13 protein-coding genes are annotated in these 12,202 nt (G+C 65.0%); 8 read left to right on the plus strand and 5 right to left on the minus strand.

Features of this window, described 5'->3' with window-relative positions:
* The first annotated feature begins 49 nt into the window (after positions 1-49).
* Positions 50-388: a winged helix-turn-helix transcriptional regulator gene (locus G5C33_RS05085; protein WP_323126182.1), complete on the plus strand. Its 339-nt coding sequence runs from the start codon at positions 50-52 to the stop codon at positions 386-388.
* A 5-nt stretch (positions 389-393) separates the two neighbouring features.
* Here the strand turns inward: G5C33_RS05085 and G5C33_RS05090 are convergent, their stop codons facing one another.
* Genes G5C33_RS05090 through purB form a run of 3 tightly spaced genes read right to left on the minus strand, consistent with a single transcriptional unit; the run spans position 394 to position 4,901 of the window.
* On the minus strand, positions 394-2,976 hold the full coding sequence (locus tag G5C33_RS05090) for an HWE histidine kinase domain-containing protein (RefSeq protein WP_165326227.1): 2,583 nt from the start codon (positions 2,974-2,976) through the stop codon (positions 394-396).
* Positions 2,977-3,540, minus strand: coding sequence for a biliverdin-producing heme oxygenase (locus tag G5C33_RS05095; protein ID WP_165326228.1), 564 nt, complete (start codon positions 3,538-3,540; stop codon positions 2,977-2,979).
* Between the two features lie 59 nt (positions 3,541-3,599).
* Complete coding sequence (gene purB / locus G5C33_RS05100) at positions 3,600-4,901, minus strand: adenylosuccinate lyase (protein ID WP_165326229.1); 1,302 nt, start codon at positions 4,899-4,901, stop codon at positions 3,600-3,602.
* 201 nt (positions 4,902-5,102) lie between these two features.
* Here purB and G5C33_RS05105 point away from each other — a divergent pair, with 201 nt between their 5' ends.
* A complete protein-coding gene (locus G5C33_RS05105) occupies positions 5,103-5,561 on the plus strand; it encodes a hypothetical protein (RefSeq protein WP_165326230.1) in 459 nt (152 codons plus the stop codon).
* 79 nt (positions 5,562-5,640) lie between these two features.
* Here the strand turns inward: G5C33_RS05105 and G5C33_RS05110 are convergent, their stop codons facing one another.
* The gene (locus G5C33_RS05110; RefSeq protein WP_165326231.1) at positions 5,641-6,006 is read right to left on the minus strand and encodes a hypothetical protein; all 366 of its coding nucleotides are present in this window, start codon (positions 6,004-6,006) and stop codon (positions 5,641-5,643) included.
* 24 nt (positions 6,007-6,030) lie between these two features.
* Positions 6,031-6,714 (minus strand): RadC family protein, encoded by a 684-nt coding sequence (radC, locus tag G5C33_RS05115; protein WP_165326232.1) that lies wholly within the window; start codon positions 6,712-6,714, stop codon positions 6,031-6,033.
* Positions 6,715-6,815: 101 nt separating this feature from the next.
* Between radC and G5C33_RS05120 the strand changes: the two genes are divergently transcribed.
* The 6 genes from G5C33_RS05120 (at position 6,816) to G5C33_RS05145 (ending at position 12,153) form a co-directional block, all read left to right on the plus strand.
* Positions 6,816-9,956, plus strand: a complete 3,141-nt coding sequence (locus G5C33_RS05120) for an intermembrane phospholipid transport protein YdbH family protein (RefSeq protein WP_165326233.1) — start codon at positions 6,816-6,818, stop codon at positions 9,954-9,956.
* 8 nt (positions 9,957-9,964) lie between these two features.
* On the plus strand, positions 9,965-10,165 hold the full coding sequence (locus tag G5C33_RS05125) for a YnbE family lipoprotein (RefSeq protein WP_407698064.1): 201 nt from the start codon (positions 9,965-9,967) through the stop codon (positions 10,163-10,165).
* Complete coding sequence (locus G5C33_RS05130) at positions 10,165-10,557, plus strand: YdbL family protein (RefSeq protein ID WP_165326235.1); 393 nt, start codon at positions 10,165-10,167, stop codon at positions 10,555-10,557. Before G5C33_RS05125 ends, G5C33_RS05130 begins: the two co-directional genes overlap by 1 nt.
* Before the next feature lie 166 nt (positions 10,558-10,723).
* On the plus strand, positions 10,724-11,041 hold the full coding sequence (locus G5C33_RS05135) for an AtpZ/AtpI family protein (RefSeq protein ID WP_165326236.1): 318 nt from the start codon (positions 10,724-10,726) through the stop codon (positions 11,039-11,041).
* 70 nt (positions 11,042-11,111) lie between these two features.
* A complete protein-coding gene (locus G5C33_RS05140) occupies positions 11,112-11,873 on the plus strand; it encodes a F0F1 ATP synthase subunit A (RefSeq protein ID WP_165328718.1) in 762 nt (253 codons plus the stop codon).
* Between the two features lie 46 nt (positions 11,874-11,919).
* Positions 11,920-12,153: a F0F1 ATP synthase subunit C gene (locus G5C33_RS05145; protein ID WP_165326237.1), complete on the plus strand. Its 234-nt coding sequence runs from the start codon at positions 11,920-11,922 to the stop codon at positions 12,151-12,153.
* The last annotated feature ends 49 nt before the right edge of the window (positions 12,154-12,202 follow it).

Here is a 12,202-nt window from a genome sequence, read left to right on the forward strand (position 1 = left end):
AGGAGGCACATTTTTGGAACCTCGTTACACGGAGAGAAGCTGTGCACCCGTGCGCGAAGTGCTGGCACGCGTGGGCGACAAGTGGAGCCTGCTGATCGTGATGAATCTGGGCGAAGGGCCGCTGCGGTTCAGCGAGCTGCAGCGCACGATCGACGGCATCTCGCAGCGCATGCTGACGCTCACGCTGCGCGGGCTGGAGCGGGACGGGTTCGTGCAGCGGACGGTGTATCCGACCAACCCGCCCAAGGTGGAATATGCGCTGACGCCGCTCGGCGATTCGCTGCGCTGCCCCGTCAATGCGCTGGGCGAATGGGTGCGCGAAAACCTGTCCGCGATCCAGGACGCGCGGCGCGACTTCGAAGGAGAGCGCGTGGAAGCCGCCGAATAGCCGGCTCAGCGGCCGAGCAGTTCGCCGAGCGTCCAGGCGATGTTGCCGCCGGTATAGGGCTTCTGGATCACCGGCGTTTCGGCGTGATCGTCGGGCAGTTGCAACTGCTCGCCATAGCCCGTGGCGAAGATATAGGGCACACCGATCTCGCGCAGCGCATCGGCGATCACGATGCTGGTTTCGGATCCCAGATTGACGTCCAGCACCGCGACTTCGAACGCTTCGCTGCTCAGTTCTGCCCTTGCCTGGTCGATGGTCGCGGCGGTGACGACGCGACTGGCGCCCAGCCGCGTCAGGATATCCTCGGCGTCCATCGCGATGATCAGGCTGTCCTCGACCAGCAGCGCCGGCCCCGAAAGCACCGGACGCATTTCGGGCACGGCGGGGGTTTCGAACGCGTTGGTCCGCGTCTGTTCCTGCGGCGAAGGCGCGGCGCCGTCGAGCGCGACCTGTTTGGCGGGAATGCAGAAATCCGCCTCCAGTCCCGTTACCGGATAGCGGACTTCGGCCAGCCCGCCGAGATCATAGGGGATCGAACGCTGGATGATCGTCGATCCGAAGCCCTGACGGGTCGGCGGCTGGACGGCGGGGCCGCCGCGTTCGCGCCACTGAATGCGCAAATCGCCTTCGTCGTCGAGGTTCCAGGTGACGCGAATCGTGCCGCTGTCCGAAAGCGCGCCATATTTGGCCGAATTGGTCATCAGCTCGTGCAGCACCAGCGCGAGCGTCGTGAACGCCTGCGGGCGCAGCATCACCATCGGGCCGTCGAGATCGATCCGTCCCGCCCGCGTGCCGAGATAGGCAGCTGCTTCGGTATCGATGATCCGGGCCAGCGGAGCAGGGCTCCAATTGTCCTGCGTGATCTGATCATGTGCGCGGGCAAGTGCCTCGATCCGGCCCTCCAGCAGTTCCATATAGGACGCCGTGTCGACGCCGGGATCGCGCGACTGGCGCACCAGCCCGCGGATCAGGCTGAGGATGTTGCGAACGCGGTGATTGAGCTCCGCGATCAGCAATTCCTGCCGTTCGGAAGCGCGGCGCTTTTCTTCCTGCGCATCATCCGAAAGCCGAAGGACGATTTCGATCAGCGAGGCGCGCAGCATTTCTGCGACACGCTGTTCAGCTTCGTTGAACGGTTCGGAACGGCCGCGAACTTCCTGTGCCCACAGCTCGAAACTCTTGCGGGGCGTCAGGCGCGGGCCGTGCGGGCCGAGCTGCGCGGGCTTGTGCGGGTCGCCCGCCCAATTGACCGTGCGGATCTTTTCCTGACGGAAGAGCAGTACGTAGTCGCGCGGCGTGCGGCTGATCGGAATGGCGAGCAGCCCGGCGGCGACATCGGCATAGTCGGCCGCCTGCGGCAATACGTCGCTCAGATGATCGGTGGCGTAGATGCGCCCGGCAGCCATCGCGTTGAGGCGCCGGACGATGCCGGGAACCGCGTCATTGGGCGGCGTCATGCCGCTGGTCGCGAGCTTGCCGTCGATCCAGATCGCGATGCCGTCGCACGGCACCGTTTCCTGCAGCATGTTGCCGAGCCATTCGGGATTGTCGAGCAGCCCGGCATCGCCCGCGACGGCGGCGAGCAATCGGTCGCTGGTCGCGCGCGCGCTGGTTTCATAGGCGGAAAGCGCCTTGCGCTCGCGGCTTTCGAGTTTCAGCGCGAACATCTGTCCGAACAGTTCGGCGATCGAGCGGCGCTCGAATCCCGGGCGTTTGGCGCCGGCATAGTGATGGCAGGCGAACAGCCCCCACAGCTTGCCTTCGACGATGATCGAAATCGACATCGACGCATCGACGCCCATATTCTGCAGATATTCGATATGGATCGGCGAGACCGAGCGCAGCACCGAAAGCGACAGGTCGATCGGTTCGCCGGTTTCGTCGCGCTGCGGCAGGATCGGCACCGGTTCGGCATGGACGTCGACGATGATGCGGAACGGTGTGCGCAGATAGAGTTTGCGCGCCTGTTGCGGGATGTCGCTCGCCGGATAGCGCAGGTCGAGAAAGCTGCCGATCCCGGCGCGCGCGGCTTCGGCGACGACCGTGCCCGAACCGTCCATGTCGAACCGGTAGACCATCACGCGGTCGAACCCCGTCAGCGCGCGCACCTGCCGCGCGCCTTCGCGGAAGAAGCCGGTGAGATCGGTCGTGTTGTCGAGCCGCGCCATCATCGCGCGGATCGCCGACGCCGGATCGCTGGCGGCCTCGGCTTCGCATGGCTCGCCTTCAAGGACGATGGTGTCGCCGATCATGTGCAACGCGAAGTCGAACAGCCGGTTCGGCTGGTCGGCGAAGACAGCGACGCCGAAAATGCGCTCGACCGCGTCCGCGCCGCGCAGCACGGTCAGCCGGTTGCGCAGCTGATGCACGGCGTGGGCCGAAAAATGGTCGGTCAGCGGTGTCCCGAGCATGTCGTCCGCCACGACGCCGAAGGTATCGGCGATATTGGCCGAAGCGCGCTTGACCAGCCAGTCCGACGACAGCGCGATCAGAAAGCCGAACGGCTGAATCGCGCCGAGCTGGTGAATCGGCTCGCGATCGCAATTGGTGAGATCGACGTGGAAACCTTCGCTGTCGTTATCCGCCACTCACTTCGCTTTCATCAACCATTTGCGACCCGAACGCTCAAACGCCGCAAAGGCTTCGACCGCGGCTTCCGCAGCGGAATCCAGAAGCGCTTGTTGATATAGAAGGGCGTCGAACTTTTCCAGAAATTTCCGCCATTTATCAGCAGGTTGATCTGCATCAAGATAGCGACGGGGAAAGTCGGGCGGAAGTCGCCTGGCGAGAAACCTGCCGCCCAGCCGCGATCCCTCGAGGACGTAGAGCGTGCCGGCGATCGCTGCCTTTTGCCGCGCCGGCTCCTCGTTGTTCAAAAGCTGCCGGATTCGTCCGCTTTCCAGGGGAGCGGTTGATACGCCGGTCGAAGTGACATGGCCGATTACCGCCTTTCCCTGGATCGGCAGCCGCACCATGCCAAGGTCATGCCGGTCTTCGTTCAATAAGGCGGTGCGTTTGCGCTCGCTCCAATCGTCGATCACCAATTCGGCGCAATGGTCCAGCTGCGCTTCCAGCCTGAGCAGCACCTCCGCATGCGCCTCCAACATCGCGCGATAGCTCGCACGATCGGTGAGGTCATAGTGCGCGAACACGGCGTCGACGCGCGCATGCGCGTCGGCGGTACGCTCGCGAAGCGCCTTATGGGTTGGGGTCATGCGCCGAAGACGCGCTCGAAAATCGTATCCACATGTTTGAAATGATAATCGAGGTCGAAACGTTCCTCGATTTGTTCGGGTGTCAGCGCGGCGGTGACTTCGCTATCGGCCTTGAGCAGGTCGAGCAGCGAGAGTTCGCCGTCCGATTCCCACACCTTCATCGCATTGCGCTGGACGAGGCGATAGGCGTCCTCGCGGCTGACCCCGGCTTGCGTCAGCGCCAGTAGCACGCGCTGCGAGTGGACCAGGCCACCCATGCGATCGAGATTCTTCTGCATCCGCTCGGGATAGACGATCAGCTTTTCGACCACGCCGGTCAGCCGCGCGAGCGCGAAATCGAGTGTGATCGTCGCGTCGGGGCCGATGAAGCGTTCGACCGACGAATGGCTGATGTCGCGCTCGTGCCACAGCGCGACATTCTCCATCGCCGGGGTGACGGCGCTGCGCACCATGCGCGCGAGACCGGTAAGGTTTTCGGTGAGCACCGGATTGCGCTTGTGCGGCATCGCCGAGCTGCCCTTCTGCCCGGGCGAGAAATATTCCTCCGCCTCGAGCACTTCGGTGCGCTGCAGGTGGCGGACTTCGGTCGCGAGCCGCTCGATCGACGAGGCGATGACGCCGAGCGTGGCGAAGAACATCGCGTGGCGATCGCGCGGGATCACCTGCGTCGATACCGGCTCGACCGACAGTCCCATTTTCTCCGCGACATGTGCTTCGACGCGCGGATCGATGTTGGCGAAAGTACCCACGGCTCCCGATATGGCACAGGTTGCGATATCCTCGCGCGCCGCGACGAGACGCGCGCGATTACGCGAAAATTCGGCATAATAACCCGCGAGTTTCAGGCCGAATGTTACGGGTTCGGCATGGATGCCATGACTGCGCCCGATCGTTGGGGTCAGCTTATGTTCATGCGCTTTGTGCTTTATGGCGTTGAGAAGCTTGTCGAGATCATCAATAAGGATGTCCGCGGCCCGGCTGAGCTGGACCGCCAGACAGGTATCGAGGACGTCCGACGACGTCATTCCCTGGTGCATGAACCGGGCTTCGGGCCCGACATGTTCAGCCACGTTGGTAAGGAATGCGATGACATCGTGCTTCACTTCGGCTTCGATCGCATCGATGCGATCGACTTCGAAGGCGCCCTTTTCCCATATGGCCGCCGCCGCGTCCTTCGGAACGACGCCGAGTTCGGCGAGCGCGTCCGTCGCGTGCGCTTCGATTTCGAACCAGATGCGGAATTTCGCCTCGGGCTCCCAGAGCGCCGTCATGGCGGGGCGGGCGTAGCGCGGGACCATCGATGACCTTTCGGAAAGAGTTTTCTCCGCGGTTTCGGAGCCGAACTGCGGTGAGCCGCGCCCTAGCAAGGGCAAACTGACCCGGCAACGGGTCGCCACACGAAACTCCCACCGCAGGCCGCACGTTTGGTTTGTCGAAGTGGGGACTTTGAATTCGGGTCGAAAACATAATCCCGATTAAAGAAGGAGACGAAGTCCAAAATGTTGAAACAGATTCTTTTCGCCAGTTCCTTTCTGATCGCCGCTCCGGCTTTCGCGCAGGCGGCCGATACGGCACCCGCGCAGGACGCGCCGGCCGCCGAGGAAACCCAGCAGGCGCAGAGCGGTCCGACGTCGGACCAGATCACGCAGCTGGTCGAAGCCGAATGGTCGAAATATGATCTCGATACCAGCGAAGCGCTGGAACAGGCGGAATTCGCGGCGTGGATGACCGAATTGCGCAAGAATTCCGAGCCGACTTTCGATCCGGCTTCGGAAGCGGGCTCGGCCTGGCTGACGCGCGCGTTCGAATTCGCCGACAAGGACAGCAGCGCTTCGGTTTCGAAGGCCGAAATGATCACGCTGCTCACCCCGGCAGCGCCGGAAAGCGCGGCAGCCGAGGAACCCGCGACCGAGGAATCGGCCGAAGCGCCGGAGGCCGCGGAAGACACTGCGATGTAATCGTATTCGACATGGTCGAAACGGAAGCGGTCGCCGGGCGAGAGTCCGGCGGCCGTTTTCTTTCGCCGGGCAAAGCGGATCAGCGCGGCAGCGCCCTGCAGGAAAGAACGGCGCGATCGGATATCAGCGCCGAATCCTGCCCTTCGCGCAAGGCGATTGTCATGCGCTGCCGCTGGAGCGTCAGTTCGTAGGCCGGATCCGGGCCGGGCGCAGCGGGACATGGTTCGCGCGCAATCGCCACGATCGGCCGCAGCAACGTGTCGAGGGGAGCGAGCGTGTAGGAATAGCCGACTTCCTCGACGTCGCCGATGAACAGCCCGACTTCGGAAACTGAAGCCAGCCGGGCCTGAACAGTCGTGACGGGAGCGGTAGCGGAAAGGCCGCCTGGCGCAGGCGTGCACGCGGCCGGTATGCAGAGCAGCATTGCCATCATCGATCGACGCATCGCTTGTCCATTGCCTTTCCCGGTTCAGATGACGCCCATCGCGCGCAGGCTCGAATGGCCTTCGCGGCCGAGGATTATGTGATCGTGCAGCGCGATGCCGAGCCTTTTGCCCGCTTCGGCGACACTGCGGGTGATTTCGATGTCCGCCCGGCTGGGCGAAGGGTCGCCCGAGGGGTGGTTATGTACCAGAATCACTGCCGCCGAGCCGAGATCGATCGCGCGGCGTATGACTTCGCGGACATAGACGGGCGCCTCGTCGATCGATCCTTCGTGCATCAGTTCGTCGCGGATCAGCATGTTGCGCGTATTGAGATGGAGCACGCGGACGCGCTCGATCGCGTGGTGCGCCATGTCCGCGCGCAGATAGTCGAGCAGCGCCTGCCAGTTGGCGAGAACCGGCCGCTCGGCGACTTCCGCGCGCAGCAGGCGCAGCGCCGCGGCATGCGCGGTCTTGAGCGCCGCGGCGCTGGTTTCGCCCATCCCCGGCACTCGCGCGATCGCTTCGGCATCGGCAGTGAGCAGTCCGGCGATCCCGCCGAATTCGGTGAGCAGCGCCCTGGCCAGCGGCTTGGTATCGCGGCGCGGGATGGCGAGCGCGAGCAGATATTCGACCAGTTCGTGATCGAGCAACGCGTCCGGCCCGCCCTCGAACAATCGCTGGCGCAGGCGGGCGCGATGGCCGCTATTGTCGGATCCTGAGACGCTCATGTCCCACAAAGGTGTAGCAAGCCGCTGGCGCGGCGCAACGGAGCATGCGTAGGATGTACAATGCGTGCGCAACGAAGGCGTTACGCCGGAGTTGAGGACGCGTGACCGAAACCGCCGCGAACGAAGTACAGCAGGGCAGGCGCTGGCGTGGATTGCTCCGCGCGCTGGTGGCGTTGCTGGCCGTGCTCGGCATCGTGCTGGCGGTGCTGTGGTTCCGGCGGCGCGAGATCGCCGATGACTTCATCGCGCGCGAACTGGCCAGCAGGGGTGTTCCGGCGCGCTATTCCGTGGAGGAAATCGGCTTTCGCACGCAGCGGCTGAGCGACGTGGTGATCGGCGATCCGGCCGATCCCGACCTGGTTGCCGAATGGATCGAAGTCGATATCGACCTGTTTTCCGGCGCGCGCGTTTCGGCGGTTCGGCTGGGCCCGGCACGGCTTTCCGCGCGGCTGGAGGATGGCAAGCTCTCGCTCGGCCATATCGACAAGCTGATGCCGCCGCCTTCGGGCAAGCCCTTCGCGCTTCCCGAAATGCGCGTCGACATCGCCGATCTGCGCGTGCGGCTGGACAGCGGCTATGGCGCGGTGGGACTGAAAATCAGCGGCAAGGGCCGGCTCGACGACGGGTTTCGCGGACGAATGGCGGCGGTGGCGCCGGAACTTGCGGTACAGGACTGTATCGCGCGCGACGTGCGGATCGTGGGCGACCTCGGCATCGCCCGGGGGGCGCCCGCGCTGCGCGGGCCGGTGCGTGCGGCGGCGCTCGATTGCGGAGATGTTCGCGCGCGGGGCGTTCGCGGCGATGTCGAACTGGGGCTCGACTCCGGTTTCGCGCAATGGCGTGGCGATCTGACGATGGACGTCGACCGGCTGGCGGGGCAGGGCGTGCAGGCCGAACGGCTCGGCGGGCGACTTCGCTTCGAAGGCGATGCCACGCTGACCAGCGGCAGCTTCGATCTCGATGCGCAGCGGATCGCCGCGGCGCCCGGGGAGATGGACGACGTGCGGTTGCAGGGCAGCTTTAGGCTGGCGGAGAAGTCGATCGTTGCCGGAGCGCTGAGCGCGGATCGCATCGCGCCTTCGCGCGCGACGCTCGCTTCGCTGGACGGCATGGCGCAGGCTGGCGCGGGGACGCCCGTGGCACCGCTCGCCGACAAGCTGGCCCGGGCCGTGGCAACGGCGGCCCGATCGGCGCGGGGCTCGGGGCAATTCTCGCTCAGCGTTGCCGGCGGGCGCAGCATCGCGACCGTCACCGACCTGGCGCTCGCCGCGGATAGCGGCGCGCGGGTGCGGCTGACCGGCGACCCGGCGATTCGATATGACAGCGCGGGCGGCATCACGCTCAACGGCAGCCTGACGATGGATGGCGGCGATTTGCCCGAGGCGCGAATCGCGCTGACGCAGGCCGCTCCCGGTGCGCCGATCATCGGACAGGCGCGAATCGCGCCCTATGCCGCCGGCAATGCGCGGCTTACGCTCGAACCCGTGGAATTTCGCGCCACCTCCGACGGCGTGACCCGGATCGCGACCCGCGCGACGCTGTCCGGGCCCTTGCCCGACGGGCAGGTCGAGCGGCTGACATTGCCGCTGGTGGCGCGGTGGAACGGCGCCGGAAGGCTGACCGTCAATGCGGCCTGCGTTCCCGCCGGGTTCGAGCGGCTCGAATTTTCGGCGCTCACGCTCGAGGCGACGCGGCTGACCTTGTGCCCCGAGGGTGCCGGGATGGTGACGGTTTCCAACGGGCGGGTTTCGGGCGGGGTGCGCGCCCGCGACATGGCGCTCGTCGGACGGATCGGGGAAACGCCGCTGCGGCTTTCCGCCGACAGCGGGCGCTTCACGCTGGCGGACGCCAATTTCGCGCTTGCGGGCGTCGAGACGCGGATCGGTTCGGGCGACAGCATGACGCGAATCGATGTCGCCGATCTCACCGGCATCGTCGCCGACGGAAAGCTGGGTGGCGTCTTTTCGGGTGCCGAAGGGCAGATCGGGCAAGTCCCGCTGCTGCTGAGCGAAGGCGCGGGCGACTGGACGCTGGCGGCAGGCAAGCTGACGCTCGATGGCGGGCTGCGCGTCGCCGACGCCGCCGAGGAGCCGCGCTTCAATCCGCTTGAAAGCGACGATATCCTGCTGACGCTCTACGGCAATCAGATCGAGGCGGGCGGGACGCTGCACCTCCCCGAACGCGAGGAGACGGTGACTGCCGTGACGCTGGAGCATGATCTGGGCAGCGGCGCGGGGCAGGCGGTGCTCGACGTGCGCGGGCTGCGCTTCGATCCCGAGGGGCTGCAGCCCGCCGAACTGACGCGGCTCACCTATGGCGTGATCGCGGACGTTCGCGGCGAAGTGAGCGGGCAGGGCCGGATTGCCTGGAACGGCAACGAAGTGACCAGCGACGGCAGTTTTCGCACCGAAAATACCGACCTTTCGGCGGCATTCGGCCCGGTCACCGGTTTCTCGACCGAAATCGCCTTTGGCGATCTGCTCGGCCTCGCCACGCCGGAAGGGCAGGTGCAGACCGCAACGGTCACGCTGCTCAATCCCGGCATCCCGGTGGAAGACGGCACGATTCGCTATCGCCTGCTCGGCGAACAGAAGATCGCGATCGAGGACGGGCGCTGGCCCTTTGCCGGCGGCGAGCTGGTGCTCGAACCGACGGTGCTCGATTTCGGTCAGCAGGTGGAACGCGAAATGGTGTTCCGCGCGAAGGGCGTGGATGCGGCCCGGTTCCTCCAGGAAGCCGATTTCGACAATCTCGACGCCACCGGCGTGTTCGACGGCGTCTTGCCGATCGTGTTCGATTCGACCGGCGGCACGGTGAAGGGCGGTCGGCTGGAATCGCGAAACGGCGGGACCATCGCCTATGTCGGCGAACTGACGCAGGAGGACCTGGGGGTCTGGGGCAACTACGCATTCCAGGCGCTCAAATCGCTGCGCTATCGCAGTCTCGACCTTGAGATGGACGGGCCGCTGGACGGCGAGATGGTCACGCGGATCCGATTCGCCGGCGTGGGTCAGGGCGAGGACGCCAAGTCCGATTTCATCACGCGGCGGCTGACGCGGCTGCCGATCGTGTTCAACATCACCATCCGCGCCAAATTCCGGCAACTCGTCCGATCGGTACAGAGCTGGTACGATCCCTCGATTCTGATCGAGACCCAGCTGCCCGAACTGATCGAGGAGCAGCGCCGGACGGCGGAGCAACCCGAAACCGTTCAGCCTGAGGAAAGCGAAGACGTGCCATGATCGTGACAGTGAAGAAGAAGAGGTGGAGAGCCGCGCTTGCCGCTGCCGGGATCGCCGCGCCGATGCTCATGCTCGGCGGGTGCATCAATATCCGGGCGCCGGAAAAGCCGATCGTCATCAACCTCAATATTTCGATCACGCAGGAAGTGGTCTACCGGCTGGACAGCAAGGCCAAGACGGTGATCCAGGACAATCCGGGGGTTTTCTGATGAAATTCGCCAAGAAGATCGCAATCGCCGCGCTGATCGCGGCCGGCGCCGCCTCCGCGGCCGGCGCGATGGTGCTGCCGCAGGACCGCGACCCGGCCTATGCCGCTGCGCGCGCCGCGGGCCAGGTGGGCGAGCAGCCCGACGGCTATATCGGCATTGTCGGAGAGGCTACGCCGCAACTGCGCGCGCTGGTGAGCGACATCAACATCCGCCGCAAGGCGATCTACACCCGGGGCGCTTCGGAAGAAGGCTCGACCGTCGAGCAGTTCGCGTTCGTCACCGGGTGCCGCCTGATCGTGCAGACCGAACCGGGCGAGAAATACCAGGCGCCCGACGGCCGCTGGCTGACGCGCGACGATTCGGCGCCGATTCGCGATTCGCGCTGTATCTGATCGCGGCGCGCGCACGGCAATCCGCCGCCCCTGCGATGCCGTTCGTCGGGGCGCTCGCGCCAGTGTTGACTTGACCGTTCCCCATTCCTAAACGGCCCCTGCCTTGGCGGGCTCGCTTTTGGCGGTTCGTATCGGCGCTCGCCACCACTGGCTTGCGGAGATTCGAATGGCCGAAGACGAACCCGGGCTCGATCCCCTTAAGGAGGATGCACGTCTCACCTCGCTCGACGAGCGGTTGCGGCAGGCAAAATCCGAAGAGGCGATCCGCAGCGGGAAGGCGCGGGCCGACGGCGATCGCAATTATCGCCTGGGCAATCGCGTTCTTGCCGAGCTGATCGGGGGGATGGTCGGCGGTGCCTTGATCGGGTGGGTGCTCGATCGTTTCCTGGGCACTTCTCCGTGGCTCCTGCTCGTGTTGCTGTTCCTCGGAATAGCCAGCGCGTTCAGGAACATCATCAGGATTTCGACACAGCGCTCGGAGTGAAGCTTCGGGCGCTTTGGGTATAACCGAGGGCGAGCGCATAGTGGCGGAAGAAGCCGGCAAGATCGACCCGATGCACCAGTTCGAGGTGCAGACGATCTTCGACATGTTCCAGATCGGAAACCATCAGATCGCGTTCACCAACAGCGCGATGTGGATGCTGGTCGGCGCGATCGCGCTCTGGTTCTTCATGCTGAGCGGCATGAAGGGCAGGGTGGTGCCGACGCGCGGCCAGATGCTGATCGAGAATTTCACCGGTTTCGTGCTCAACATGCTGCACGCCAATATCGGCGAGGCGGGCAAGAAATACCTGCCCTATGTCTTCTCGCTGTTCATGTTCATCCTGTTCGCCAATGTCGCGGGGCTGCTGCCGCTCGGCGTTTTCGGACTGCATCCCTTCACCGTGACGAGCCATTTCACGATCACCGGCGTGCTCGCGATCATGAGCTTCTCGATCGTGCTGATCGTCGGTTTCGCCAAGCACGGGCTGCGCTTCTTCTCGCTGTTCGCGCCCAAGGGAACGCCGGTTCCCGTGCTGCTGCTCGTCGCGCCGATCGAATTCGTTTCCTTCATGGTCCGCCCGTTCAGCCTCGCGCTGCGACTCTTCGTGGCGATGACTGCGGGGCATATCCTGCTCAAGGTGCTGGCGGGTTTCATCATCAATGCTTCGGCGGGCGGCGCGGGTCTCGGCCTTGCCGTGGGTATCCCCAGCTTCGCGCTGATGGTCGGCGTTTCGGCGCTCGAACTGCTGGTCGCCGGGGTCCAGGCCTATGTGTTCGCGCTGCTGACGGCGCTCTACATCAATGATGCCGAGCATCTGCACGACCATCACTGAGTTTTCGAATTTCTAGTTACTGAATTTTATCGAGGGAGTTTCTTCAATGGACGCTGATACCATCAAGTTCCTGGGTGCCGGTCTTGCGGCCATCGGTGCGGGTCTCGCGGCGCTGGGCGTGGGCAACGTCTTCGCGGCCTATCTGCAGGGTGCGCTTCGCAACCCGAGCGCTGCCGCCGGCCAGCAGGGCAACATGTTCATCGGCTTCGCCGCCGCCGAACTTCTCGGCCTGCTGTCGTTCGTTGTCGCTGTGCTTCTGATCTTCGTCGCTCAGGGCTGACCATAGTCCTGTTCGGGCGGTGGGGATGTCCCGCTCGCCCGAAAAGACT

Origin of the sequence: Sphingosinithalassobacter tenebrarum (assembly GCF_011057975.1) — a bacterium.
Classification (GTDB): domain Bacteria; phylum Pseudomonadota; class Alphaproteobacteria; order Sphingomonadales; family Sphingomonadaceae; genus Sphingomonas; species Sphingomonas tenebrarum.

Bases quoted from the DNA above. Each gene is read 5' to 3' on its own strand.
- purB (WP_165326229.1), bottom strand. From the start codon at position 4,901: ATGGTCCCGCGCTACGCCCGCCCCGCCATGACGGCGCTCTGGGAGCCC.
- G5C33_RS05105 (WP_165326230.1), top strand. From the start codon at position 5,103: ATGTTGAAACAGATTCTTTTCGCCAGTTCCTTTCTGATCGCCGCTCCG.
- G5C33_RS05110 (WP_165326231.1), bottom strand. From the start codon at position 6,006: ATGCGTCGATCGATGATGGCAATGCTGCTCTGCATACCGGCCGCGTGC.
- radC (WP_165326232.1), bottom strand. From the start codon at position 6,714: ATGAGCGTCTCAGGATCCGACAATAGCGGCCATCGCGCCCGCCTGCGC.
- G5C33_RS05130 (WP_165326235.1), top strand. From the start codon at position 10,165: ATGAAATTCGCCAAGAAGATCGCAATCGCCGCGCTGATCGCGGCCGGC.
- G5C33_RS05135 (WP_165326236.1), top strand. From the start codon at position 10,724: ATGGCCGAAGACGAACCCGGGCTCGATCCCCTTAAGGAGGATGCACGT.
- G5C33_RS05140 (WP_165328718.1), top strand. From the start codon at position 11,112: ATGCACCAGTTCGAGGTGCAGACGATCTTCGACATGTTCCAGATCGGA.
- G5C33_RS05145 (WP_165326237.1), top strand. From the start codon at position 11,920: ATGGACGCTGATACCATCAAGTTCCTGGGTGCCGGTCTTGCGGCCATC.